The 25,749-nt window shown below is 39.6% G+C and carries 21 protein-coding genes, 1 rRNA gene and 1 pseudogene; 10 read left to right on the top strand and 13 right to left on the bottom strand.

Annotation, left to right across the window (positions count from 1 at the left end; genetic code table 11):
- A 16S ribosomal RNA gene (locus B9T30_RS16570) occupies window positions 1-67 on the bottom strand; the annotation flags it as partial.
- A gap of 1,731 nt (window positions 68-1,798) precedes the next feature.
- Window positions 1,799-3,013: a tyrosine--tRNA ligase gene (gene tyrS, locus B9T30_RS13405; protein WP_086185439.1), complete on the bottom strand. Its 1,215-nt coding sequence runs from the start codon at window positions 3,011-3,013 to the stop codon at window positions 1,799-1,801.
- Between the two features lie 80 nt (window positions 3,014-3,093).
- Between tyrS and B9T30_RS13400 the strand changes: the two genes are divergently transcribed.
- Complete coding sequence (locus B9T30_RS13400) at window positions 3,094-4,221, top strand: anhydro-N-acetylmuramic acid kinase (protein WP_086185438.1); 1,128 nt, start codon at window positions 3,094-3,096, stop codon at window positions 4,219-4,221.
- Window positions 4,222-4,300: 79 nt separating this feature from the next.
- On the opposite strand, the gene B9T30_RS13395 is transcribed toward B9T30_RS13400, so the two are convergent.
- The 4 genes from B9T30_RS13395 to B9T30_RS13380 form a co-directional block, all read right to left on the bottom strand.
- Complete coding sequence (locus B9T30_RS13395; RefSeq protein ID WP_086185437.1) at window positions 4,301-5,584, bottom strand: lytic murein transglycosylase; 1,284 nt, start codon at window positions 5,582-5,584, stop codon at window positions 4,301-4,303.
- 664 nt (window positions 5,585-6,248) lie between these two features.
- Entirely contained in the window at window positions 6,249-7,370 is a 1,122-nt protein-coding gene (locus B9T30_RS13390; protein WP_086185436.1) for a 5-(carboxyamino)imidazole ribonucleotide synthase, read from the bottom strand.
- 15 nt (window positions 7,371-7,385) lie between these two features.
- A complete protein-coding gene (purE, locus tag B9T30_RS13385) occupies window positions 7,386-7,910 on the bottom strand; it encodes a 5-(carboxyamino)imidazole ribonucleotide mutase (protein WP_086185435.1) in 525 nt (174 codons plus the stop codon).
- A gap of 364 nt (window positions 7,911-8,274) precedes the next feature.
- Window positions 8,275-8,613: a DMT family protein gene (locus B9T30_RS13380; protein ID WP_086185434.1), complete on the bottom strand. Its 339-nt coding sequence runs from the start codon at window positions 8,611-8,613 to the stop codon at window positions 8,275-8,277.
- A gap of 254 nt (window positions 8,614-8,867) precedes the next feature.
- Here B9T30_RS13380 and mpl point away from each other — a divergent pair, with 254 nt between their 5' ends.
- On the top strand, window positions 8,868-10,232 hold the full coding sequence (gene mpl, locus B9T30_RS13375) for a UDP-N-acetylmuramate:L-alanyl-gamma-D-glutamyl-meso-diaminopimelate ligase (RefSeq protein ID WP_086185433.1): 1,365 nt from the start codon (window positions 8,868-8,870) through the stop codon (window positions 10,230-10,232).
- A gap of 537 nt (window positions 10,233-10,769) precedes the next feature.
- Window positions 10,770-11,840 carry a zinc-dependent alcohol dehydrogenase family protein gene (locus B9T30_RS13370; RefSeq protein WP_086185432.1) on the top strand — a complete coding sequence of 357 codons (1,071 nt, stop codon included), beginning with the start codon at window positions 10,770-10,772 and terminating at the stop codon, window positions 11,838-11,840.
- A gap of 35 nt (window positions 11,841-11,875) precedes the next feature.
- Here B9T30_RS13370 and B9T30_RS13365 read toward each other — a convergent pair whose 3' ends face one another.
- Window positions 11,876-12,160, bottom strand: coding sequence for a GNAT family N-acetyltransferase (locus tag B9T30_RS13365; protein WP_086185431.1), 285 nt, complete (start codon window positions 12,158-12,160; stop codon window positions 11,876-11,878).
- A 542-nt stretch (window positions 12,161-12,702) separates the two neighbouring features.
- Between B9T30_RS13365 and B9T30_RS13360 the strand changes: the two genes are divergently transcribed.
- Window positions 12,703-13,896, top strand: a complete 1,194-nt coding sequence (locus B9T30_RS13360; protein WP_086185430.1) for a sugar transporter — start codon at window positions 12,703-12,705, stop codon at window positions 13,894-13,896.
- Between the two features lie 317 nt (window positions 13,897-14,213).
- Window positions 14,214-15,173 carry a TerC family protein gene (locus B9T30_RS13355; RefSeq protein ID WP_086166492.1) on the top strand — a complete coding sequence of 320 codons (960 nt, stop codon included), beginning with the start codon at window positions 14,214-14,216 and terminating at the stop codon, window positions 15,171-15,173.
- A 148-nt stretch (window positions 15,174-15,321) separates the two neighbouring features.
- Here B9T30_RS13355 and B9T30_RS13350 read toward each other — a convergent pair whose 3' ends face one another.
- Complete coding sequence (locus tag B9T30_RS13350) at window positions 15,322-15,894, bottom strand: nucleotidyltransferase family protein (RefSeq protein ID WP_086185429.1); 573 nt, start codon at window positions 15,892-15,894, stop codon at window positions 15,322-15,324.
- A gap of 104 nt (window positions 15,895-15,998) precedes the next feature.
- Here B9T30_RS13350 and guaD point away from each other — a divergent pair, with 104 nt between their 5' ends.
- The 3 genes from guaD (at window position 15,999) to B9T30_RS13330 (ending at window position 18,514) form a co-directional block, all read left to right on the top strand.
- Window positions 15,999-17,315 (top strand): guanine deaminase, encoded by a 1,317-nt coding sequence (gene guaD, locus B9T30_RS13345; protein WP_086185428.1) that lies wholly within the window; start codon window positions 15,999-16,001, stop codon window positions 17,313-17,315.
- 222 nt (window positions 17,316-17,537) lie between these two features.
- Complete coding sequence (gene hpt, locus B9T30_RS13335) at window positions 17,538-18,065, top strand: hypoxanthine phosphoribosyltransferase (RefSeq protein ID WP_086166496.1); 528 nt, start codon at window positions 17,538-17,540, stop codon at window positions 18,063-18,065.
- Between the two features lie 191 nt (window positions 18,066-18,256).
- Complete coding sequence (locus B9T30_RS13330; protein WP_086166497.1) at window positions 18,257-18,514, top strand: GlsB/YeaQ/YmgE family stress response membrane protein; 258 nt, start codon at window positions 18,257-18,259, stop codon at window positions 18,512-18,514.
- 86 nt (window positions 18,515-18,600) lie between these two features.
- On the opposite strand, the gene B9T30_RS13325 is transcribed toward B9T30_RS13330, so the two are convergent.
- Together B9T30_RS13325 and dmeF are read right to left on the bottom strand one after the other, a co-directional pair.
- Window positions 18,601-19,302, bottom strand: a complete 702-nt coding sequence (locus B9T30_RS13325; RefSeq protein WP_086185426.1) for a DsbC family protein — start codon at window positions 19,300-19,302, stop codon at window positions 18,601-18,603.
- 107 nt (window positions 19,303-19,409) lie between these two features.
- Window positions 19,410-20,359: pseudogene (gene dmeF / locus B9T30_RS13320) on the bottom strand (CDF family Co(II)/Ni(II) efflux transporter DmeF).
- A 56-nt stretch (window positions 20,360-20,415) separates the two neighbouring features.
- Here dmeF and B9T30_RS13315 point away from each other — a divergent pair.
- A complete protein-coding gene (locus tag B9T30_RS13315; RefSeq protein WP_086185425.1) occupies window positions 20,416-20,682 on the top strand; it encodes a metal/formaldehyde-sensitive transcriptional repressor in 267 nt (88 codons plus the stop codon).
- A gap of 121 nt (window positions 20,683-20,803) precedes the next feature.
- Complete coding sequence (locus B9T30_RS13310) at window positions 20,804-21,982, top strand: MFS transporter (protein WP_086185443.1); 1,179 nt, start codon at window positions 20,804-20,806, stop codon at window positions 21,980-21,982.
- A 228-nt stretch (window positions 21,983-22,210) separates the two neighbouring features.
- Here the strand turns inward: B9T30_RS13310 and mnmE are convergent, their stop codons facing one another.
- The 3 genes from mnmE to yidD all read right to left on the bottom strand — a co-directional run bounded on the left by mnmE (window position 22,211) and on the right by yidD (window position 25,749).
- Window positions 22,211-23,566, bottom strand: coding sequence for a tRNA uridine-5-carboxymethylaminomethyl(34) synthesis GTPase MnmE (gene mnmE / locus B9T30_RS13305; protein WP_086185442.1), 1,356 nt, complete (start codon window positions 23,564-23,566; stop codon window positions 22,211-22,213).
- 99 nt (window positions 23,567-23,665) lie between these two features.
- On the bottom strand, window positions 23,666-25,420 hold the full coding sequence (gene yidC / locus B9T30_RS13300; RefSeq protein ID WP_086185424.1) for a membrane protein insertase YidC: 1,755 nt from the start codon (window positions 25,418-25,420) through the stop codon (window positions 23,666-23,668).
- 5 nt (window positions 25,421-25,425) lie between these two features.
- Window positions 25,426-25,749: a membrane protein insertion efficiency factor YidD gene (yidD, locus tag B9T30_RS13295; protein ID WP_086166502.1), complete on the bottom strand. Its 324-nt coding sequence runs from the start codon at window positions 25,747-25,749 to the stop codon at window positions 25,426-25,428.

Raw genomic sequence — 25,749 nt, 5'->3', positions numbered from 1 at the left:
GCTCGACTTGCATGTGTTAAGCCTGCCGCCAGCGTTCAATCTGAGCCATGATCAAACTCTTCAGTTTAATATTGCTTAGCACCTTAAAGGGTGCCAATCTTGGCTCATCAATTTTCTGACAAATATTTCTCAAATAAACTTCGAGTAATTTCTACCATCAATCAATGAAAATAATTTCGATCAATCAACCAGTAAAAATCCACACAAGTTGTTCTTCATAATCTCTTAATGATCTTCTTAATACTTCGTCAGTAATTAAGTCGCTCAACTTGATATTCCTTAACAACTCAGCACTTCGTGCTTCGTTTGTTTCCGGCTATCTCGTCGGGATGCTGCGTATTCTATACAGTTTATTATCTTGCGCAACCCCTAAATTCACTTATTCTTCACGTATGTCTTTTTTTTCAGCAAAAACTGCAAAAAAACTGCTTTTCTGGCTATTTTTTAGATGTTTTAACCCTAAAGAATGCTTTTTTATAAAAATTAATTTTCAGTATGCTTGTTATTAAAGACCTTCTCGCTCTTAAACAGCATATAGATCAAGCCACTTTTATTGAGTTGAAAAATAAGGCTGGTTAGATGCCTAAGTTATTCTGCTTTAACATTACTCAAATATTACAGCACTACTCAAAGGACTTTCCCACGCATAATTTTTACCAGTAAACATGCCAAGGTTCGCAACGGTCAAAAAGAAATTCTCTAATCACCTCCAGCAAAATATCTCAACAGTTATTGCATACCCACTTTTTAATTCCACAGACTCGCATTACAAAACATATTAAAGACAGCCAAAATTATCTCCTGCATGCTTTGAATTATGCTCAATGCTAGAGCTGTACTTCTGCTATTACCAATCTGAATTAGAGACTACAATCACCCATATATCGTGTTTTAAAAATGAAACTCCCCTCGGGAATTTATAGCGCTAAAAAATGAGTGCGTTAAATGTCTATTTTATGAAGGTAAATACAGTCAGATATCTAAACAATATGCTTAGTATTCGTGAAGGAAGCATTATTGCTGTGTTATGTGTCAACAGCTTAGTCAAAATGATTCGCCTAAATTAGACTTCATTAAATTTTAGATAGAAAAAAAGAAAGAGATCTCTCCCAAAATCTCTCCCTTGGAGTTAGATCATTATTAGATCCATAGATGTCATTATTATAGTTATCTACATATATCGTTAAAAAAGTCTCTCGGGGGAAAGACTTAAAACTGTGCAGCTTTTTATAAAATCACTTTCTAACCATGCTTTCTACACAACAGCTAGATGAATAAATCTTATACATAAGCATATAGAAATGCAATACGAATGGAAAAATTTAACTCTTGTTTTTATAAGGTTTTTTTGAATTTACTTATCTACATAACTTATTAAGAATTTGATAAATAAAAAGCAGACCGAAGCCTTAATGCCAGTCAGTTAAGGATTTTAGAAATTAAGTCCTTAGTTTTTAGTTGTTCATGACGGAGTCTTATATTTTTTAAATCAAATACTTGGAGCTCATCTATTACTTTGGATAAGCCCAAATGAGAATCCTCAAAATATATTTTGAGTTCGCAAGAAAGGCATCTTGCGGCGCAGTGCGCCTCACCGCAAAACTCGCCAAATCCCTTTTATTGATTAATAAATCGCAGAAACTTTACTTTTTTAAAATAGTTTTGCCTCGAAGAGTTGCGGATGACGTTTCCGTGTGTCGAATAACATCATGAATTTAAAAAATAAAATGCCAGTCAATTTCTGAACTGACTGGCATTAGACCGAAGCCTGCTTTTATTTCAATGCAAGTATGCCGATTTAGTCAACAAATGTAACTTTCGCAATCGCTTTCTTACCTGCTTGAATAATATAAGTTTTGTTCTCAGTAACAGAAAAATTAACATCAACCACTGCCCAGTCGACTTTCACCGCACCACGTGCAACTGCATCTTTGGCTTGGGCTGCATTCTTAGTTAAACCGGCTGCACGCACAATAGAAGCAATAAACATTTCACCACCAAATTCACCACGAGAAATTGTGACTTCAGGTGTGCCTTCAGGTAATTCACCTTCCGTAATGATGTTCCCTGCACCTTTATGCGCATTGGCAGCAGCATCTGCACCATGAAAACGCTCAACCAATTCAAGCGCAAGAATCTTTTTCACTTCTTGAGGATTACGACCTTCTGCCACATCCTTCAATAACACGGCAATTTCATCGAGTGATTTGAAACTTAAAAGATCGAAATAACGTTCAATCAAACTATCAGGCATTGAAAGTACTTTTTGATACATCGCACCCGGCGCATCAAATACCCCAATATAGTTACCTAAAGATTTAGACATTTTATTGACGCCATCTAAACCTTCAAGAATGGGCACGGTAATACAGACTTGTGCTTCTTGCTCATAACGACCTTGCAGCGTACGACCCATTAATAAGTTAAAGGTTTGGTCCGTACCGCCCAACTCTACATCAGCCTCTAAAGCAATTGAGTCATACCCTTGAACCAATGGATACAGAAATTCGTGAATCGCAATCGGTTGATGGTTGTTGTAACGCTTAGTAAAGTCATCGCGCTCAAGCATACGGGCAACCGTCTGCTGTGAAGCCAATTGAATCAGGTCAGCAGCCGTTTTTTCAGCAAACCATTCAGAGTTAAAACGCACTTTGGTTTTATTTGGATCAAGAATTTTAAACACTTGTTCTTGATACGTTTTGGCATTTTCCAACACTTGTTCGCGTGACAAGGGTGGACGGGTTGCACTTTTACCTGTTGGATCACCAATCATCGCGGTGTAATCACCAATCAAAAACGTCACTTCATGCCCCAAATCTTGGAACACTTTTAGCTTATTAATCAGTACAGTGTGACCTAAATGCAGATCCGGTGCTGTTGGATCAAAGCCCGCTTTAATTTTTAAGGGACGATTTTCTTTAAGTTTCTTTAACAGATCCTCTTCAGAAATAATTTCATGAGTGCCTCGTTGAATGAGGGCAAGTTGTTCTTCAGCCGGCAGGAAATTTGACATCACAAAACCCAATACATCAGTTATACAATTTGTGCGATATACTAACACTTTTTCAGCACAATGCAGGCTTAACTATCATCATGACAGCGATCTATATTGGGGTAATGACCGGCACCAGCATGGATGGCGTTGACATCGTTGCTGCTTCGTTTGATCCTTTGCAGCTTCATGCCACCCTGACCTTGCCATTTGATCCAGACTTACGTGATGAACTGATGGCGCTGACCTTACCGAATGACAATGAAATTGATCGTATGGGTAAAGCGGATGTTGCTTTGGCTCAAATGATTGGTCGCGGCATTAATGAGCTGATTGAAAACAATCATTTAGATCGCAGCCAAATTAAAGCGATCGGTTCACATGGACAAACCATTCGTCACCGTCCTGAACATGGTTTTACCTTGCAAATTGGTGACCCCAATATCATTACTGAAATGACGCAAATTCCTGTAATTTCAGATTTTCGACGTCGTGATATGGCGGCTGGAGGTCAAGGCGCACCTTTAGTGCCTGCATTTCATCAAGCCTTATTTCAACATTCCAGTATTCACCGTGTCATTTTAAACCTAGGTGGCATTGCCAACGTGAGTATGTTGCCCGCAGGCAACCCAGACGGTGTGTTTGGTTTTGATACTGGCCCCGCCAATATTTTAATGGATGCTTGGTGCCACCGTTATACGGGGCAACCCTATGATGAAAATGGCAATTGGGCAGCCTACGGTCAACCGATTCGCAGCTTGCTCGACCGTTTACAAGCACACGAATATTTTTCTAAAGAACCACCGAAAAGCACAGGCCGTGAAGATTTCAACCTAGAATGGTTAGATGAACAAATTGCAGACTGGCACAATGATCTTGAATATAACGAATTAGAAGATATCCCTGAAAATATTCAAGCAACTTTACTCAAACTCACCACGCGTGCGATTAAAAAAGCCATTTATCGTTCAAACATGGATACCGGTGAAGTGTATGTCTGTGGTGGTGGTGCCTATAATTCACATTTACTTGAACAATTGCGTTGGCGGTTACGCAAACACAATTGGTCTGTTCAAACCACATCCGCGATTGGCTTAGCCCCGACATGGGTGGAAGCCACTGCTTTTGCTTGGCTGGCAATGCGCTTTGTCAATCAACAAAGTGGCAACTTACCCGCAGTCACGGGTGCAGCAGGCTATCGAATTTTAGGCAGCATTACTGCGGTATAAGTACAAATACGCAAAACAAAAGGTCTGCTTTATACAGACCTTTTATCATTCTTAGATTAACATCTTAAAACAATAGGCTTTATTGCATCATTTTTTGGGCATTTTCATTGCGAAAAGCAGCTAAAATTTGTTGTCCAGCACGCCCTGTTGGACTAAGACCCAAACGAATCTGCTCCTGACGAATTGCTTGACGGCTTTTATCGCCAATCAATCCATCGACTGCGCCAATATCATAGCCTTTATTGAGCAAAAACTGCTGAATTTCACGACGTTCTGCCCGTGAAGTACCGGCATCATCGGTCGGCCAAGCTTGACTAAAACCACCACCACCTTGTAAGCGATCAGACAAATGCGCAATCGCTAAGGCATAACTTTCCGCAGCGTTATAACTATATATAGCATCGAAATTTTTAAAGACTAAAAATACCGGACCATTCGCGCCAGCAGGTGCCATCAATCCAGCAGCACTACTGCTCGATAAATTCCCTTGAATTAAAGCACTTCCATCCGCACGAACCACACCACGACTCATCCAGCTACTTAAAGGTTTTTTATTGCGACGACTTTCTCCACCAATCGGTAGATCTTCTGGAATACGCACTTCAAAACCCCAAGGCATACCTGTTTGCCAACCGCGTTTTTTTAAGAAATTTGCAGTAGAAGCCAAGGCATCAGAGGTACTGGATACCAAATCACGACGACCATCACCATCAAAATCAACAGCTAACTCTTCATAGGTTGAAGGCATAAATTGAGTATGACCAAATGCGCCTGCCCATGAGCCTTTCATCTGCGCTTCTGTTAAATCACCACGTTGTAAAATTCGCATGGTGGTAAAAAACTCACCACGGAAAAAGCTTTGCCGACGACCTTCGCAGCTTAAAGTGCCCAAAGCTTGTAATAAAGGATAACTTCCCGAAATTTGACCAAAATTACTTTCCACCCCCCAAACTGCCACCACGGTTTCAGCGGGTACGCCATAAGTGGCTGCAACACGATTTAACACCTCACGATGCTGTGCCAATTTTTGCTGTCCCAATTGCACCCGCTCTTCATCCACCAAACCAGATAAATAATCCCAAATCAGGGTAGAAAATTCAGGTTGATAGTTCAGTTTTTCAATCACTGAATAATCTGGGGTTAAATTTTGCGTATAACGATCATAGGTTGAGCCCGTTACACCTAAACTCATCGCCTGAGCACGTAAATTCGCAATACATTGCTGAAAATCATTTTGTGCTGTAGATGCTGTATTAAAACTGGATGGCGAAGAAGAAATACTTTGACCATTAATAATCAACTCAGCCTTGGCTTGAGTCATGGCTAAAAAAACTGAACCTAAAACGAAAGCTAAGCGACGCATAGTATCCCTAATGGTATTTGAATTTAAATTATGTTTTTACCATACCATCATCAACCCATAACGTCTGAATCAAATCGTAAATTTAAATTCATTGTTTTTATTTTAAATTCATATTTCGCTTTTTGAATTTAAAAAGTTATCCACAACAGCTGATTTTTCAAAATTTAAATTCAAAACCAACCAAAATATAAATTCAAATTCGCATATTTAAATTTAAACAGACTTTTTAAATTCAAACCTACTGTGGATAAGTTAATTTCTCTATATTTTATCTGCTTTTATATTAACAAAACTTTAAATTCAAAACTTATTTTTAAATTTAAAGTTTGAATTCATAATGCAAATTTCGCTTTGAATTCATTTTTTTAAATTCAAAATTATGGCTTTTGAATTCAAATTAAGATCATTTTAAATTTATTTTTATCTTTTGAATTTAAAAAATCTGCGCTGCTCTACCTCAGTAAAACTTAAATACAGCACACTTTTCAGGTGTTGGTTTTTTATGCAGAATATTTATGAACTATTGCATCAATGGCATGCTGTTATTTTTATTTTGTTGCAATAAATGTAGTGCTCATTCAAAAGAGGCGCAATCATGCCCGAACTTCAGGCATAAAAAAAGCGGTCATTGGCATGACCGCTTTTTTTCCATTCAATCGAAGGATTAAATGCTCATATCTTGAGTCAGTGCCAATGGCTCTGGCAAAATTTTCGCTAATTGGCGACACAAAGTGGTCAATTCAGCACTGTCATTTGGCATTAACGTGATGTGACCAATCTTACGACCTTCACGTTCAGTCTTATTATATAGATGTAAATGTGCGCCATTAAGCGCCAATACATCTTCAGACTTTGGATGCTTGCCAATAATGTTGATCATCACAGTCGGGCGAACCACTTCCGTTGAACCAAGGGGTAAACCCGCAACGGCGCGAATATGGTTTTCAAATTGCGAGCAGATAGCGCCTTCAATCGACCAGTGCCCTGAGTTATGCACACGGGGTGCCATTTCATTGGCGTATAAGCCGTTTTCAGTGACAAACAATTCCAGTGTCAACACACCGACATAATTCAAATGATTGAGCAGGCGAGTGATGTAATCCTGCGCCACAGGCTGTAAATCAGCACTGTTGGGTGCAGGAACAATCGAGTGTGACAAAATACCGTTATGATGGTGATTTTCAGCCAACGGCCAAGTTTTCACATCACCGTTCTGACCACGCACCGCAATAATCGACACTTCACGCGAAAATATCACAAAGCTTTCTGCAATCAATGAACCTGCTGGTCCCAATTCCGCCCAAGCTTGTTCCATTTGATCTGCTGAACGCAGAACAAATTGACCTTTGCCATCATAACCACCCGTGGTGGTTTTCAGGACAATCGGCAAACCCAAATCAACAACCGCTTGTTGTAAGCTGTCGAATGAATCCACTGCACGATAGGGTGCAACAGGAATATCTAATTCATCAAACAAGGCTTTTTCTGACAAACGATGTTGTGCAATGGCTAAAGCTTGACGAGGTGGATGCAAATCTTTGTTTTTGATCAAGACATCAACATCAGCCAAGGGTGTATTTTCAAACTCCAAGCTAAATACATCAGCACTGTTGATGAAATCCTGTAAACCATTTTCAGCTTTGCTTGAAATCACTTGACCCAATACAGCCGATGGACAATCTGTACTGGCTTCAAAGAAAGTACATTGAATATTCAGTGGTAGGGCAGCTTGTGCCATCATACGGCCAAGTTGACCACCACCAAAAATACCGATGGTTTTATCCATAACATGTGTCCCGTTTTAAGCTTGGCTCGGAATGTGACCTGGAATATTGTTGCTTGCCACTTTTTCAGTTTGTGCATCACGGAATTGGGCAACATTTTTTGCAATTTCAGGACGGGTCAGACCTAAAATCTGCGCTGCCATAATTGCCGCATTGGTTGCACCAGCAGGGCCAATCGCCAATGTACCGACCGCAATACCCGCAGGCATTTGAACGATAGAAAGCAATGAATCGACGCCATTTAAAATAGACGATTTCACAGGAACGCCCAGTACAGGTAAGTCCGTTTTCGCTGCACACATACCCGGTAAATGCGCTGCACCACCTGCACCCGCAATAATCACCTGAATACCACGTTCACGTGCTGTTTCAGCATATTCAAATAAACGATCCGGCGTACGATGTGCAGAAACGACTTCAGCTTCAAAAGGGACACCAAGCTGTTTGAGCATATTGGCAGTGTGTTCTAAAGTTGCCCAATCAGATTGAGAACCCATGATAATTCCAACTAAAGGAGCGTCTTGTGCAGCGGCCGCATTCATTGCAAATATTCCATAAACGAATGTAAGGAAGGATAAATCTCGACGAGAGCCAAGCTTTACATGAATCAGAAGCTCGCTATTATAGACTGAAAATTCATCTCACCAAAATTTAACAGAGACCGTACTGCGATATTTCCGCTATTTTTTTAGAAAATAATAAAAAATCATCATCAATTATAAAAAGTATTCAATGATTATTCCCAACGATGCCGTCGCGTAAAGGCGACATAAATGCCACCATTGGAGTGGGGGATATGGACATCGCCTCAATCCAACAATGGTTTTACCTACACCATGTATATAAATTCTCAATATGAAATGTGGCTGTGCAAAATTCTAAAAATTGAAATGCACTTGTGAGTCTTTACTGACTTCTAAAAACAAAATAGACACAGCCCAAAAGACACAATCCTGCCCAGATATAATCTAATTTAAAAGGCTGTTTAAATAGAAAAATCATAAAAGGCACAAAAACCAGCAAAGTCACCACTTCCTGTGTGATTTTCATCTCACCCAATGACCAACCTTGCTGCGCCAACAATCGCGTGGCAGGAATCATAAAACTGTATTCAAGCAAGGCTATCAGCCAACCAAATAAAATCGCTTGCCAAAGGGGTGCGCCATGTAAAAATTTCAGATGACCATACCAAGCCAAAGTCATAAAACAATTCGAGACAATTAAAAGAAACAGGGGAAATAACATGCTGAATTTATCTGGAACAATCGTGAATATTTTACGTTTTTTAAATAAAAAATCATGTCATTTCAGTGCTGATTTTTCTTCCCTACAATATGCCTTGAACAACACGATAAAACACATCATGCCATCCCATGAATAGATACAAGAAAAACTATCTTTTCAGTGAAACCCTTGCTATCGTTGCTTTCAAATCAAATTAATCACGACAACAGCACAATAAAAAAGTGATGTGTCTAAAACACAGCGGAGTTAAGTGTATGCATCTGCATATTTTGGGTATCTGTGGCACATTTATGGGTTCACTGGCGCTATTAGCGCGCGACTTAGGTCATAAAGTGACGGGTTCAGATGCAAATGTCTATCCACCGATGTCGACCCAACTTGAAAATGCAGGCATTACTTTAATGCAAGGCTATGACCGTAGCCATTTACAACCTCATCCCGATTTGGTGATTGTTGGCAATGCCATGAAACGCGGTATTGATGCTGTAGAATATATGCTCAATGAAGGTTTAGCCTATATTTCAGGGCCACAATTCCTAGCCGATCATGTTTTACAAGGCAAACACGTTTTAGGGGTTGCAGGAACTCACGGTAAAACCACCACTACGACTATGCTGGCTTGGGTGCTCGATCAAGCGGGTTTAAATCCGGGGTTCTTGATTGGCGGTGTGCCGTTAGGTTTTAGCGAAAGCGCACGTTTGGGCGGCGGTAAATACTTCTGTGTCGAAGCCGATGAATACGATTCTGCATTCTTCGACAAGCGCTCTAAGTTTGTGCACTACCATCCTAAAACGGCCATTTTAAATAACCTTGAATTTGACCATGCCGACATTTTTGATGATTTGGCTGCCATTCAAAAACAATTCCATCATTTAGTTCGTACCATTCCAAGTGAAGGTCGCATTATTGCCCCGATTACGGAAAGCAATATTGATGAAGTGCTCGAAATGGGTTGTTGGACACCTGTAGTTCGAACCAGTTTAGCAGCCAATGCCAAAGCAGCACTTTCTGCGGAACAACTTTCTGCTGATGGTTCACATTTTAATGTGTTAGAAAATGGTGTGGTCAAAGGCATCGTTACATGGAATATGACCGGGCAACATAGCGTTGCCAATGCCTTGGCAACCATTGCCGCGGCTGAACATGTCGGTGTTTCGATTGAACAAGCCTGTGAAGCCTTGTCGAATTTTGGTGGTGTAAAACGCCGTATGGAATTATTAGGCACGGTACGTGGCATTGAAGTGTATGACGATTTTGCCCATCATCCAACAGCCATTGAAACTACTTTAGACGGCGCACGTAAACGCCTTGCCGAACGTAAACTTTGGGCGATTATTGAACCACGTTCCAACACCATGCGTATGGGAAGCCACAAAGACGGTTTAGCTCATTCTGCACGTTTAGCCGATGAAGTAATTTGGTATCAACCTGAAGGTTTAGACTGGGATTTGCAACCCGTGATTGAAGCCGCTTCAAATAAAGCCGTAGTGGCTCGTTCACTGGAAGATATTATTCAAACAGTGGTCAGTGAGGCAGGTGAGGGCGATGCTGTCGTGATTATGTCGAATGGCGGTTTTGGCGGGTTACATCAGAAATTGATTGCTGCATTACAAGCTTAATCTATTCGTGTAAAAAAGCCCGCTTTGCGGGCTTTTTTACACTCAAAATTAGAATCATGAATAACAACAATATTCTTTTTTAATTAATCCTATAAAACTGAGTAATCAACTGCATAAACTATATTTGAGCTGAAGAATAGAAGAAGGATTAAACCTATTTTTTATCATGCTATTTCTTCAAAATGATATACATCATGTTCAAATCGCATCAATAATCAAATTAAGAGTCCAACAACGTTGAGCCCATTCTAATATTCAATGCTAAGCCTCTATATTTTCAAAACTTTCCTTATGTCCAAATATTACTTCCACATAAAAAATCAGCTTCATTTTATATTCACGGCCCTAAAGTAATTTACTTTAATTTTGAAATATCTTCATACAAATCTCATTGTAGAACAGTGCAATACCAGTACTTTTCCTACTGAGTTTATTCTACAAAAGTGCTAGCTTAAAAAATCAACAGAAAAGACTTATGAAAAGGAAGTGCTTTACGCCAATCCAACTCAATGAATAATCATAACAAGGAACTACTCCATGAAAGCCATGGTTTACTACGGTGCAAATGATATCCGCTTTGAAGAACGCCCTCATCCACACATTATTGACCCAACTGATGCTGTAATCCGCGTGACCAAAACTACAATTTGTGGCACAGACCTCGGAATTTGGAAAGGTAAAAACCCAGAAATTGAAGAACAAGCCACCCAAAAAATAGGACAATTCAATGGTCGAATCTTAGGTCACGAAGGTATTGGCATTGTTGAAGAAGTCGGAGCCGCCGTCAAAAATTTCAAGAAAGGTGATCGTGTCATTATTTCCTGTGTCAGCCGCTGTGGCACATGTGAAAACTGTCAAAAACAACTTTATGCACATTGCCGCAATGAAGGTGGCTGGATTATGGGTTATATGATTGACGGTACCCATGCAGAATATGTTCGCACTCCATTTGCTGATACTTCACTTTATCCACTCCCTGATGGTTTAAATGAAGAAGTTGCTGTATTTTTATCTGATGTCTTACCGACAGCACATGAAATTGGCGTGCAATATGGTGATGTTAAACCCGGAGATAGTATTGCAATTGTTGGTACAGGGCCAATTGGCATGGGCTGCTTATTGACCGCACAATTTTATTCCCCCGCAACGATTATTGCCATTGATATGGATGACAATCGCTTAAAACTTGCCAAAGAATTAGGTGCTACCCATACTATTAATTCAAATCGAGAAGATGCAATTCAACGTGTATTAGAAATTACTGAAGGGCGTGGTGTGGACTGTGCCATTGAAGCCGTAGGTATTGAAGCCACTTGGAATACTTGCCAACATATTGTCAAAGAGGGCGGGCATATTGCGAATGTTGGTGTCCATGGTAAATCAGTGAATTTTGAACTCAATAAACTTTGGATTAAAAACCTCACCATTACCACAGGCTTAGTCAATGCGAATACTACGGGTATGTTGTTAAAAACCTGTTGTTCTGGAAAATTACCCTTAGAAAAACTGGCAACCCATCATTTTAAATTTGCAGAATTTGAAAAAGCCTATGATGTGTTTAAACATGCTGCTGATGAAAATGCCATGAAAGTGATTATTGATCTCTAATTTAACCCTAAAAAGCCTCTTTTAAGAGGCTTTTTTTATGCTGCAACATCAACCAAGCTCTGATCACGCTTAAACATCGTATCCACATAAGAACAAGTCGGCACAATTTTTAACTGCTTTTCACGTGCAAATTCAACCAAAACATCCAGTAACTTTCGTGCGGCACCTTGCCCACGCAAAGAATCATCCACCCAAGTATGATCTGCAACAATAATCTCTTCACTACGCCAGATATAACTAATTTCTGCAATGCGTTTGCCTTGAGCATCGTCTAAAAAGAATTCGCCCTTTTGTTTATTATCTAAATGTTGAAATTGCATAACGTCCTCTAAATTATTCGTCTCTAAATGATTAATGCTTCAAAACATATCTTACCGAAATAAAACAGCATGCATAGTTGGATCTTTGTCGAATACAAATTTGGTCAAAGGGTAAAGTCATTATATTTTTATTTTCACAATAAAAATCAAACCTATATAACCAATAAAAACTAATTCATTATCCATACAACGTCACTTACATGAGTATCATTAATCACAAATACCTAATTAAAGGGATATAAAACAAAATCTTAAACATTTAGATTGGTGAGTAAATTTTATAGACTAACGCTTATGGATCTTGATTTAATTGCGATCATTTTTTTGTTTTGTATTGCACTCGTCCTAGTATTGTCAATTTACAAAGAAAAGTTAAAAAACCCATTTAAATAAGCAAGCAATTCAGTAAAAAAATTAATTAAGCAATATGCTACTGATCATCTTTTAACTATTTTTAGCATTACTTTTCCACTATATTTTAGCTTAACAAGTCTGCAACTTAAGCCTAAAATTTAACGCTGCTCATTTAAGTTTCCTGACTTATGTCAATGTCATCTTCAGAAATAGCGTCTCCCAATCCATCACACCAATGGATTTGTGTCATTACCCTTGCTTTTGCTGCCTTTATTTTCAATACCACTGAATTTATTCCTGTGGCATTGCTGAGTGATATTGGCCACAGTTTTAATATGCCTGCCACAGATGTAGGTATCATGATTACCATTTATGCATGGGTGGTTGCACTGATTTCATTGCCTATGATGTTAATAACCAAAAATATTGAACGACGCTTTTTGTTGATTGCTTTATTCGTGGTTTTTATTGTTAGTCATGTGCTGTCTTATTTTGCATGGAGTTTTGAGATTCTGCTTACAAGCCGAATCGGAATTGCTTTTGCACATGCATTATTTTGGTCAATTACGGCATCATTAGCCGTTCGTATCGCACCTAAAGGTAAAGAATTTCAAGCCTTAGGATTACTTGCAACAGGAACGGCTTTAGCTATGGTTTTAGGTATTCCTTTCGGACGTATGATTGGTGAAGCCTACGGTTGGCGCAATACCTTTGCTTTAATTGCCATTGGTGCAGCACTCGTTTGTCTGACCTTGGCAAAAATGCTCCCGAAGCTGCCCAGTATCAATTCAGGTTCATTTAAAAGTATTGGTATCCTATTTAAACGCCCAAGCTTGATGCTGGTCTTTGCATTGACGATTATTATCATTAGCGCGCAATTTACCGCTTATAGTTATATCGAACCCTTTACCCTCACTATTGCACATTTTAGTTCATCACAAACCACCACTTTATTGCTCATTTATGGTGCTGCTGGTTTCTTAGGTTCTTATTTATTTGGCAAATTTGGTGCGCGTTATCCTAAAGTTGCGATTCCTTTCAGCAGTCTATGTTTAGCCATTTCCATGTTGCTGTTGCTGCCTCTAGCACAAAATATTATCAGCTTAAATATGCTCAGCTTATTTTGGGGGATGGGTATTATTGGCTTGAGCTTAGCCCTACAAGCCAAAACGCTCAACCTTGCGTCAGATGCAACCGATGTGGCTATGGCCATTTATTCAGGTCTTTATAATGTCGGCATTGGCGGTGGTGCATTATTGGGTGGGTGGGTTACCACACGTTATGGTCTAAGTTATATTGGCTTCGTGGGTGGCTTAGTCGCAGTTTTCGGCATGGTTTTGGCGTTAGTGTTGGTTCAGCGCAAAGACTTTATGAAATTGTAACCACTACAGATAAAATTTGCACAATGATAATAAATATGCGATTCTTCAGCCATATTTGGATTTAATCCAAAACTAAATTATGTTGAACAAGGGGAGTAGCCTCCTTCAAACGTCAGCCATTTGATCTTTTTAAATGACTGACGTGTCAGAATATCGTCATTACACTTTGCAAAAAGTCGGTATCTGAGCATCTGAAATAACCAAACATTGGTATTCAGATGTAGGCAAGACCTTGATCATGTTGACACAGATGTTTAAATCATCTGGCAACAGGTCAAGGTTTTTTTATGGCCAGTTGTCAGATGTGGAGGATTCACATGGAAACAATTGGCAATTTATGGCTGTATTTAGCATTCTTCGGTTTAGTTGCCGTCATGCTCACCATCGACTTTTTAGGCTTTAAACAAAAACAAGGTCAAGAAGTCAAAATTAAAACCGCAGCATACTGGAGTATGGCTTGGGTTTCTGTGGCTGTTCTATTTGGTGGCGGCTTATGGTTTTACCTACAACAGACAGCTGGCATCGCCATCGCAAATACCAAAGTCATGGAATACTTTGCAGGTTATCTATTAGAGAAATCTCTCGCGATTGATAATGTCTTTGTTTGGTTAATGATTTTTGCTGCCTTCGCTATTCCACCCGCTTTACAGCGTAAAATTCTGCTTTATGGCGTACTTGGCGCGATTGTTCTCAGAACGATCTTTATTTTTATTGGCGCATGGTTCGTACAAGAGTTCTCATGGGTGCTTTATATTTTCGGTGCATTCCTCGTTTATACCGGCTTTAAGTTCTTAAAAGGACATGAAGAAGACCCAAATATTGAAGATATGGCGATTTTAAAGTGGTTGCGTAAGCACATACGTATCACACCTAAGCTAGAAGGGGATAAGTTCTTTGTTCGTCAAAATGGTCTGTTATGGGCAACGCCATTATTTCTGGTGTTAATTTTGGTTGAAGCATCGGACGTTATTTTTGCCGTCGACTCTATTCCTGCGATATTTGCAGTCACCAGTGATCCCTTTATTGTTTTAACCGCAAACTTAATGGCGATTTTAGGTTTACGCGCAATGTTCTTCTTACTGGCTGGGGCTGCATCAAAGATGCACTATTTACCCTATGGTCTAGGAATAATCTTGCTATTTATTGGTTTCAAAATGTTAATGCTAGACGTATTCCATATGCCAATTTGGATTTCACTTGGCTTTATTGTCATCACTTTGGCCATTACCGCTTGGTTATCAATTCGCTATAACAAGAAGCAAGAATCACTATCTTAATATTTTGCTAACCATAAAAGCCTTCCCCACGTGGAGGGCTTTTTTACTCCTAAAATAAAAAACTAAAGACAAGACCAGATATACGAAAATGCCATCCGCCACTATTCAATACGGGAACATGCTCATAAACAGGTTAAAGGCGCATCCATCATAACAAGCTTAATTTGTTCCATCTGCGCAAAAACTGCTTTTCTTCCATTCTTTGCATAAAAACATGATGACTAACCAACGCAGTATTCCATCTTAGTTTTAACTCAAATAAATCATCCAGACCCAAGGGTGCAATAATTTCAAGCTCATTATTTTCCAATAAGCGTACAGCAACTGCCGTCGCTGTTTCAGGCCATAAAGACAATGCATGTTGAATCGATTGTAACGGTTGAATCGAAGTGCCATTTTCTGTGGTGTACCATTGGTGAACCCATGCCTGATTGACGACATCCCAGTCATTTTCAGGAAACTTCTGCTTTAAAATTTCAGCCAAATACCGCTGTTCAAAACCAGACGGATCTTCTACATCATAAAAAATCACATCAATTTCAGTCTGTGAAAGTTCATAATACTGATCATGCAATACAGACCAAATAAGATTGCGAATCACACCTGCACTGCAAAATGCCTCGGGTTTCACTTGTCGTAAAAAAAGCAATCTGGCATAAAGATCCCGATGCTTTAAAAGGTTTTTCTTCAGCAGATTTTGATAGTTTTCAGCCAACTGCATCCTTTGCTCCTTGAGATCTCTTCACAATCGGCATTCAATATGCCTAAAAATAGAATAATTTCAGGTACAATCAATCGAAAAAATTACACGTTAAAGGTTATTGTATGTCTCCCATTCAGGCTCAACGCGCCGTTCGTGGTCGCTTTCTTGATATTCAACACACGGTTTCTCAGGCAGCAGATATTCCTCAAGCCATTCGTTACCTTGAAGATGGTTTAGTCATCATCACAGCAGGGAAAATTACGTGGTTTGGCACATGGCAAGATGGGCAGCATTTGCTGAATGAAGATATACCATTTGAGCATTATCCTGAGCAACTGATTGTGCCAGGTTTTATTGATACCCATATTCATTTCCCACAGACCGAAATGGTCGGCGCTTATGGCGAGCAACTGCTGGAATGGCTCAACAGTTATACCTTCCCAACAGAATTGCAATTTAAAGACAAAAACTATGCAGACCAAATTGCCCAATTTTTTGTGCAAGAACTGCTTAAAAATGGCACCACGACTGCTTTAGTTTTTTGTAGCGTACATGCTGAATCGGTTGATGCATTATTTGAAGCAGCAGAACAGCATCATATGCGTTTAATTGCAGGGAAGGTGATGATGGATCGTCATGCACCCGAAGACTTATGTGATACCGCTGAAAGTGCTTATAGCGACTCTAAAGCACTGATTGAAAAATGGCATGGTAAAGGTCGTAACTTGTATGCCATTACGCCACGTTTCGCACCGACCTCGACTCCTGAGCAACTGGCAAAAGCAGGACAGTTAAAAGCTGAATATCCTGAAGTGTATGTGCATACCCATTTAAGCGAAAACAAAAATGAAATTGCGTGGGTTAAAGAGTTATTCCCTGAGCAACAAGGCTATTTAGATGTTTATCATCATTATGGTTTAACAGGACAGCGCTCGATCTTTGCCCATTGTGTGCATTTAGAAGAGGCTGAATGGGACTGTATGCATGAGACAAACTCTGCCATCGCCTTTTGTCCAACCTCTAATTTATTTTTAGGCAGTGGTTTATTTCCTTTGAAAAAAACATGGGAAAAACAAGTCAAAGTCGGCTTAGGGACAGACATTGGTGCAGGCACGTCATTTAACCAACTGCAAACCTTAAATGAAGCCTATAAAGTGCAACAACTTCAGGGCGATAAACTTTCTGCTTTTGAATCTTTGTATCACGCGACTTTAGGTGGAGCCAAAGCCTTAGATCTGGCGGATAAACTGGGGAATTTTAATCTGGGCAAAGAAGCCGATTTTATTGTATTAGATTTAAAAGCAACCGCCTTACAAGCCCTACGCCAAGCACGTGCCAAAGGCATAGAAGATGCTTTATTTGCCCTGATGACTATGGGGGATGATCGTAATATCCATGCCACTTATATTTATGGAGAACCCGTTTATATCAAAGCATAAAACTAAAAAAAAGAGGCAGTAAAAAGAATGTATTGCTGATGTTAATCGTGCTGAGTTGTGCTTTTTAAATCAGGTATGAGACTGTACAACTCAAGGCTGAATACATTTTCAACTGCAAAAAAGATGCATCTCTTGAGTAGATGTATTAAAATTACAACATCTTTTGAGGTGTTGCTGGTCAACACCTTTTTTATTTTTTGATTTGCTTTTAGGTATCTACCCATGACCATTCATATGAGCGTAATGATCTCAGCGGAAGAAATTCACGCTAAAGTCAAAGAGCTTGGTGCAAAAATTGATGCTCACTATGCCCATAGTGACAAAGAACTTGTGCTGATTGGTTTACTTCGCGGTTCAGTTATTTTCATGGCTGATTTATGCCGTACCATTAGTAAACCGCATGAACTCGACTTTATGACGGTATCTAGTTACGGTGGCGGTACGACATCAACACGTGATGTCAAAATTTTAAAAGATTTAGACGGCGAAATTCGCGGTAAAGATGTTCTGATTATTGAAGATATTATTGATTCGGGCAATACCCTCAGCAAAGTGCTGGAAATTTTAAGCACCCGTAATCCTCATTCTATCGAACTATGTACTTTAATCAGTAAACCTTCACGCCGTGAAATCGAACTTGATGTGAAATTTCTAGGCTTTGAAGTTGAAGATAAATTTATTGTGGGTTATGGCTTAGACTTCGACCAAAAATATCGCCATATTCCCTTTATTGGTGAAATTGGTCTATAAGCACACTATAGCTACCAATAGAGACTTAAAGTGGCCGAAGGCCACTTTTTTTTATTCACCACACTTTAAAACGAACATAAAAACAACAGTTATTAGCATGATTGATCTATTTCATTTTCGATAAATGATTAATTATGAACATGAAAGCGAATTGAAAGTAGATAAACAAACGATAAAAAAGGAGAAGACACATGTGGTCACTCATCGTTGCGATCGTGGTCGGTTTTATTGCGGGCTTAATTGCTCGAGCCATTCATCCAGGAGATGATAAAGCAGGTTTTTTGATTACCGCTTTATTGGGTATTGCAGGGTCTTTATTAGCAACTTATGGTGGGCGTTTGCTCGGACTTTATGGTGAAAACTCTGCTGCTGGATTTATTGCCTCAGTCATTGGCGCCATTATTATCTTATTTCTTTATAACTTGGTTTCAAAAAAATCTGGCGGCTAAAGACACTTTAAGATGCGTAACTGCCCAAATAAAAAAGTACCTTTCTGCAAGGTACTTTTTTATGCTTTAGTTCAGCAAGCAATATCCTATAAACCTAACTCTTGCCACATTTTTTCTATTTCTTGTGCAGGGTAGGCACCCATCACTTTAAAACCATTGGAAAAGATAATCGCGGGTGTGCCATTTAAAGCCAGTGACTTACCTAAAGTTAAATTACGCTCAATAGGATTGGCACAGGTTTTTTTCGAGCTCGGTTGAATGCCTTTGGCAATCAAATTTGACCATGCTAAAGCAGCATCTTTTTCACAGAAAACCTGTTTTGAAACAGCAATAGATTGCGTTTTAATCGGGTAAATAAAAGTATAAATCGTGACATCATTCAACTTGGTTAATTCAGTCTCAAGCTGTTTACAATATGGACAATTTGGATCAGAAAAGACCGCGATCTGGCGTTTACCATTACCTCGCACCGTTTTTACAGCATCCTGTAAAGGTAATTTTTTCCAATCAATAGTATTTTGCTTGAGCATTAAATCTTTGGTTAAATTTTTCTGATCACTTAAACGAAACATTGAACCAATTAAAATATGCTGTGTATCTTCACCAACATATACCACTTGACCATCCATCGAACCACTATAAATACCTTTCATCTCGGTGGTTTGAATATTTTCAATCTTCAAATTTGGATGTTGTTTCGTAAGGTTACTTTTGACCGTATCAACATTGGCCAAACTTAAGGTTGAAATAAAGCTGACGAAAGCCAATGCCAATGTTTTTTTAATCATGTTTTTTACTCAAAGGTTCAAATTATTCAAGCTGATTCTACTCAAAATCCGAGCAGAACTTTAGTCATTTTTAACTGTCATTACTTAAACCAAACATATTGCATGCTTCAGGTTTCACGTGGAACATATCTATTTTTTACAGAAAATTTATTTCTACCGAGATATGCACGATTTCATCATGAATGGATAACGCCTCACGAACTTGGTCTGCATTTAAATCGGAATCAGTGACTAAAGCCAAAATACAAGAAAACTTTCCCTTTCCAACTTTCCATACATGCAAATCAGTAATATCAGCCTGAGGAAACTCAGCAATCACTTCACGAATTTCCTCGACCACGGGATGATTCATTTCTGCATCGAGTAAGGTTTTTCCAGTCTCTTGTATCAGACCAATCGCCCATTTTGCAACCAAAATTGAACCCACGATACCCAATATGGCATCAAGAAAACCCCAATCCAAATACTTCGCTGCGCACAAAGCAATAATGGCAAAAATTGAAGTAACCGCATCCGCCACGACATGCATAAAAGCTGCTTTTTGATTTAAATCATAATGGATATGAGCATGCTCATGATGGTGATGGTGATGGTGATGGTGATGGTGACCATCATGCAGTAGCCAAGCACAGATCAGATTAATCACTAAACCCAAAATTGCAATTGGAATGGCTTGGTTATAGTGAATATCAACAGGGTTAAATAGTCGTTCTACAGACTGAAAGGCCATAAATAATGCCATCACCATCAATAAAATGGCGCTGCTATAGCCCGCTAGAATTTCAATTTTCCATGTCCCAAAACTAAAACAGCTATCCTTGGCATAATGACGGGCAGAGCGATAGGCAAAATAAGCCAAGCCCAGTGCCAACATATGCGAACTCATATGCCAACCATCAGCAAGCAATGCCATTGAATTGTAAATCCAACCGCCGATCACTTCTAATAACATCATGACTGCCGTTAGAATAGTCGCGAAGAGGATACGTTTTTGTGCGAGGGGATTACCTTCATCAAACTGATGAGTATGTGATCGTATGAGTGGGGCTTTTTGCATAATCTTAGTGTTAAAATATACTCCCCTACAGTATATTGATTTTTTGGAGTATTGTATTGGCTCATTTACATCAAGATCAGAAAATTAAAAATCGTGTTAAACGCTTACAAGGGCAAATTAATGCAGTAGAGCAAGCTTTAAATAGCCCTGAAAACTCGTGTATTACGGTATTACAGCAAGTCGCTGCAATTAAAGGGGCGGTAAACGGTTTAATGACTGAATTAATCGAGTCTCATTTGCGCCATCACGTGATTAAGGAACAAACTGAAGTGAATGAAAATGAACTTGCTGAGTTTTTAAAATTATTAAAGCGTTATGGTTAAATGAGTTACATCTTATAAATTGACGTGGTCGTTGAAGAGGAACTAATCTACAACTCTTCTTATTTCTCTGCAAATGTTCGCTATATTTTAAATTTAGCGGGTATTTTTGTGACCCGACATGATGACTCAACAATCATGGCGACCCTTTCTCATGGTCAGCCTAGCACTTTGTATTGGAACCATTGGAACGGCACTCGCCAGTCCTTTATATCCCATTTATCAAGAACTCTGGCATCTACTCCCTAGCCATATTACCTATATCTTTGTCGCCTATATGTTTGGTTGTCTGGCAACATTGCTATTCTTAGGTCGTATCAGTAACAGTTTAGGATTTCTACGCACCTTACAAATCGGCATCCTTTTTGTCATCTTAGGCTTAGTCATTTCCGCCATTTCTCCCAATGCAACTTGGTTGGCTTTTGGGCGCTTTATTATTGGCATTGCTTCAGGACTGATCAGCACTTCGGCAATGTTGGGTCTCATTACGACAATTCCAGAGCGTCATAAGCCAAATGCACCTCAGTTAAGTTCGATCATTACGGTGATTGGTTTTGGATTGGGGCCATTTATTGGTGGATTGATTGCACAATTTTCGACTTCCCCCTTAACGACACCTTATTTACCGATTATTGCAGCAGCAATTTTATGCTTTTTTTGTTTGTTTTGGCTAAAAGTCCCACAATTTAAAGCTCAACCTTTTTCCATTGCACCGCGTTTAGAAACACCAGAAGCTCAATATAAGTCATTATTTTTTATTGCAGGCTTCACCGCATTTTGTGCTTTTGCAGCCTTTAGTTTATTCGCATCGCTGTCACCTTCTTTTGTTAAAGATTTAATTCCTTGGCATGGGCCTTTGATTAGTGGGGCTGCAATTTCGAGTATTTTACTCATTTCTGCTTTAGTACAATTTTTTGCTAAAGATCTGACTGCGGCTAAAAGCTTAACTTTAGGGTTGATGACCTTGCTGCTCAGTTTTATTTTACTCGGCTTATGCATGATTATGCAGTGGAGCATTTTGTTCTTTATCAGCGATATTTTGTTGGGTATAGGGCATGGCTTAGGCTTGTTAGGTGCATTTGGTTTAATTCACCAAATGACTACCGCAGATAACCGTGCAGCCGTGATGTCGACCTATTTATTTATTGGTTATTTAGGCACGATTGTGCCGATTATTGCCGTGGGTTATTTAGCAGATCATTTTGGTTTAACCACCGGTGTTTTAGGATTTTGTATAGGCGTTGGTTTACTCTGCTTAACTTTAATTGTTTGGCATAAGAAAATTGCATCATTAAAAAAATAGCCTTCATTTGAAGGCTATTTTTTTAATCAATTTTAGAAAAGTTTTAACTGTAAAGAATCTACAATTTCATCAATGTTATGATGTAAATATGGTTTTACTTTTTTACCGCACTTCTTTACCTATAAATTGTCTTAGATCTTGTCATGCAGCATCATCTCTCGGCTGTTGATCAATTTTAAAAATAAAAAAAGGGCATCGAATATGCCCTTCAATTGATTCTTTTATAGATTACTTTCCAATACAGAAAGATCCAAAAATCTTACCGAGTAAATCATCAGCACTAAATTCACCGGTAATTTCTGCCAAAGCATTTTGTGCCAGTCGCAAAGATTCAGCCACTAACTCACCCGCTTGATACACCACTAACTGCTCATGCGCTTCAGCCAAATACACCTGTGTACGCTTCATTGCATCTAAATGGCGTGTACGTGCGATAAAGTTATCTTCTTCTGGTTGAAAGCCCGCATGCGCTGTAATCGCATCTATAAGCGATTGAACACCCGTTTCCTGCTTAGCAGAAACCGTGATATGACGAAAACCCTGATAATCACCAATATCGGCTGGGGCATGGGTTAAATCACACTTATTGGCAATTAACATTAAGCGTTTCGGTTCAAGATGCTCAGCAAAATAATTCTGTGCCAATTGCAAAGGGTCTTCGCCTTGGCTTAAGTCATACACCAATAGTAACAAGTCGGCTTGTTCAATTTCTTTAATTGCGCGGCGAATGCCTTCTTTCTCGACAATGTCGCCCGTTTCACGTAAACCAGCAGTATCCGTAAGGGTAATCGGCAAACCATTTAAACTAATTTTTTCATGTAATACATCACGCGTTGTACCCGCAATATCCGTGACAATGGCACGTTCATTTCCTGCTAGGGTATTAAGTAACGACGATTTTCCTGCATTGGGCTTCCCTGCAATCACCACCTGTAAACCTTCACGTAGCAACTGACCCTGACGTGCCGAGGCTTGTACTGCCGCAACCGAGCTTTGCACATCTTGCAATAGCGCTAGAATTTTACCGTCAGCCAAAAAATCGATTTCTTCTTCAGGGAAATCAATCGCAGCCTCTACATGTAAACGCAAATGAATCAGTTTTTCTAACACGGTATTCACACGCGTTGAAAATGCACCTTGTAAAGAACGTACCGCAGAACGAGCAGCTGCTTGTGATGTTGCATCAATCAAGTCGGCAATGGCTTCGGCTTGAACTAAATCTAACTTGCCATTTTCAAAAGCACGCATCGAAAACTCACCGGCTTTGGCTGCAATTGCTCCCAGTTCCAACAAACGTGCCAGCAAAGCATTTTGAATGACAGGACCACCATGCCCTTGTAACTCCACCACATCTTCACCGGTAAATGAATGTGGGTTGGGAAAGCAAATCGCTAAGCCCTCATCCATCACCTCACCAGCAGCATCATAAAACTGCCGAAAACCAGCAAAGCGTGCCTTCGGTAGATTTTTTTGCGTCAAGGCTTCGGCAATAGCATAGGATTTAGGACCTGACAGACGAATGACACCGACACCGCCACGTCCAGGTGGCGTCGCAATTGCAGCAATCGTTGTTCGGTTTTGCATAAAATTCACCTCAAAAAATCCTAAATCACAGCCAAATAAAAATCCGCCTAAGATTACCATCTTAAGCGGATTTATTCAGCTATTCGCAATCAGTCGTGATTAAACAACTTCGCGTTTGGCACGGTCTTTTTCAACACTTTTGTTGATCAAACTTTGTTGCAAGATGGTGATACTGTTATTGACAATCCAGTACAACACCAAGCCCGCAGGGAAGAACAACATAAATACAGTGAAGACAATTGGCATGATTTTGAAGACTTTCGCCTGCATTGGATCAGCCGGTTGTGGATTTAAAGACTGCTGAATAAACATGGTTGCACCCATCAATAAAGGTAGGATAAACCACGGGTCCATTGCAGACAAATCTTGAATCCAGCCTAACCAAGGTGCGTGACGAAGTTCTACAGACTCCATCAATACCCAGTATAAGGCTAAGAAAATCGGCATTTGCATTAACAGTGGCAAACAACCTGCAAGCGGGTTGACTTGTTCACGTTTGTACAGTGCCATCATCTCTTGAGAGAAGCGCATACGATCTTCACCGAACTCTTCTTTCATGCGTTGCATTTCTGGTGCAATCACACGCATTTTCGCCATAGAACGGTAGCTCTTAGACGACAATGGCCAAAGAATCAGTTTCACCAAGATAGTCAATAAAATAATAGACCAGCCCCAGTTGCCCACTAATCCGTGGAAGAACTCTAAGCCAACGAACAATAATTTCGCAATTGGCCATAACCAGCCATAATCTACAGTTTGGTTTAAACCAACAGCCAAATCTTTGAGTTCAGATTGAACTTTAGGACCTGAATAGAATGTTGCATCCAATTCAGCCGCAGTACCCGCAGGCACATTAATCATCGGTGAAGTGAAACCAATAATGTTCATGTTGTCTGTTGATTGGCGCGATTCTAATTTCGCACTATAAGGCTGACCACCCGCTTGAGTCAGTTTGAGATCACCCGGAATCCAAGCACTAACAAAATAGTGTTGAACCATTGCAACCCAGCCACCTTTTGCTTCTACATTCAATTTTTCTTCATTGAAGTTAGCAAATTTAAGCTTGTTGTAATGTTCTTCAGGCGTACCCCAAGCACCACCCAAGAATGTTCCTAGGGTGAAAATACCTTGGTCTGATTTACCTGGATCATCTGAATTATCACGTTTGATTTGACCAAACATCTGACCTTGCCAATTGCCTGCACTACGATTGACAATTTTGTGATTCACAATAATCGGATATTCACCTTGTTTAAAGGTAAATGTCTTGATAATTTCTACACCATCAGCCGTTTTATAAACCATTGGTACAGATAAAATTTTAACAGCTTTGCCGTCTTTAGTTTTTTCTGCTTTAGCATCCGCTAAGCTATAAGATGATTTTTCAATCTCATAAACAGGGCGGCCATTACGGTTACTGTCTGGCCCATTTAAACCAATCAAACCAGACTGAGCAACATAAGTACGTTTTGCATCGCTTTCCAGCATGACAAACGGTTGATCACTGTCTTTATTTTTATCATGGTTCAATAATTCAATACGAACAATGTCACCACCTTTAGGATTAATCCAAAGATGATAAAGGTCAGTGTGTACTGAAATAAGCTGTTGACTTACAGGTGCCGTAGCATCTGTTGTTGTTTGCTGAGTTGCAATATTTGCTTGAGGCATGTCAGACGCTGCAGTAGCTGTTTGACCATTTGGCAAATCTGCAGATACTTCATGCGAAACAACCGCAGCTTCTTGCTGAGGTTTGGTTTCCGCATGACCATAATCTTTTTGCCATGCCAAAATAAGCAAATATGCGACGACAAACATGGCCCCTAGAATTGCAAACCTGGCCCATTGTTGCATATCTATTATCCCAAGTAGTTAGAGGAGTGATTTCGGTTCAATAAACGATCACGAAAGGGTACAACAACGTGAAGCATTTGAGAATCTATTTGCTGAAATGAAATAAAACGAATTGCTTTCTGGGGAACAGGGTCATAACCAGAACCACCCCAAGGATGACAACGACAAATACGTTTTGTAGCTAACCACGCACCACGCACAGCACCATAAGAATGAACTGCTTCTAAAGTGTATTGAGAACATGTTGGAATATAACGACAGCGTGGTCCCAATAAAGGACTAATCGCGATCTGATAAAATCGAATCAACCAATGCAGTAAACGTACCAT

The sequence above is a fragment of the Acinetobacter sp. ANC 4973 genome, from assembly GCF_002135275.1.
Taxonomy (GTDB): Bacteria; Pseudomonadota; Gammaproteobacteria; order Pseudomonadales; family Moraxellaceae; genus Acinetobacter; species Acinetobacter kyonggiensis.
Note: the sequence above shows the minus strand (reverse complement) of the source record. Positions and strands in the feature narration are given on the sequence as shown.

Coding starts and splice junctions, on each gene's coding strand:
- tyrS (WP_086185439.1), bottom strand. CDS start 3,013: ATGTCAAATTTCCTGCCGGCTGAAGAACAACTTGCCCTCATTCAACGA.
- B9T30_RS13400 (WP_086185438.1), top strand. CDS start 3,094: ATGACAGCGATCTATATTGGGGTAATGACCGGCACCAGCATGGATGGC.
- B9T30_RS13395 (WP_086185437.1), bottom strand. CDS start 5,584: ATGCGTCGCTTAGCTTTCGTTTTAGGTTCAGTTTTTTTAGCCATGACT.
- B9T30_RS13390 (WP_086185436.1), bottom strand. CDS start 7,370: ATGGATAAAACCATCGGTATTTTTGGTGGTGGTCAACTTGGCCGTATG.
- purE (WP_086185435.1), bottom strand. CDS start 7,910: ATGAATGCGGCCGCTGCACAAGACGCTCCTTTAGTTGGAATTATCATG.
- B9T30_RS13380 (WP_086185434.1), bottom strand. CDS start 8,613: ATGTTATTTCCCCTGTTTCTTTTAATTGTCTCGAATTGTTTTATGACT.
- mpl (WP_086185433.1), top strand. CDS start 8,868: ATGCATCTGCATATTTTGGGTATCTGTGGCACATTTATGGGTTCACTG.
- B9T30_RS13370 (WP_086185432.1), top strand. CDS start 10,770: ATGAAAGCCATGGTTTACTACGGTGCAAATGATATCCGCTTTGAAGAA.
- B9T30_RS13365 (WP_086185431.1), bottom strand. CDS start 12,160: ATGCAATTTCAACATTTAGATAATAAACAAAAGGGCGAATTCTTTTTA.
- B9T30_RS13360 (WP_086185430.1), top strand. CDS start 12,703: ATGTCAATGTCATCTTCAGAAATAGCGTCTCCCAATCCATCACACCAA.
- B9T30_RS13355 (WP_086166492.1), top strand. CDS start 14,214: ATGGAAACAATTGGCAATTTATGGCTGTATTTAGCATTCTTCGGTTTA.
- B9T30_RS13350 (WP_086185429.1), bottom strand. CDS start 15,894: ATGCAGTTGGCTGAAAACTATCAAAATCTGCTGAAGAAAAACCTTTTA.
- guaD (WP_086185428.1), top strand. CDS start 15,999: ATGTCTCCCATTCAGGCTCAACGCGCCGTTCGTGGTCGCTTTCTTGAT.
- hpt (WP_086166496.1), top strand. CDS start 17,538: ATGACCATTCATATGAGCGTAATGATCTCAGCGGAAGAAATTCACGCT.
- B9T30_RS13330 (WP_086166497.1), top strand. CDS start 18,257: ATGTGGTCACTCATCGTTGCGATCGTGGTCGGTTTTATTGCGGGCTTA.
- B9T30_RS13325 (WP_086185426.1), bottom strand. CDS start 19,302: ATGATTAAAAAAACATTGGCATTGGCTTTCGTCAGCTTTATTTCAACC.
- B9T30_RS13310 (WP_086185443.1), top strand. CDS start 20,804: ATGACTCAACAATCATGGCGACCCTTTCTCATGGTCAGCCTAGCACTT.
- mnmE (WP_086185442.1), bottom strand. CDS start 23,566: ATGCAAAACCGAACAACGATTGCTGCAATTGCGACGCCACCTGGACGT.
- yidC (WP_086185424.1), bottom strand. CDS start 25,420: ATGCAACAATGGGCCAGGTTTGCAATTCTAGGGGCCATGTTTGTCGTC.
- yidD (WP_086166502.1), bottom strand. CDS start 25,749: ATGGTACGTTTACTGCATTGGTTGATTCGATTTTATCAGATCGCGATT.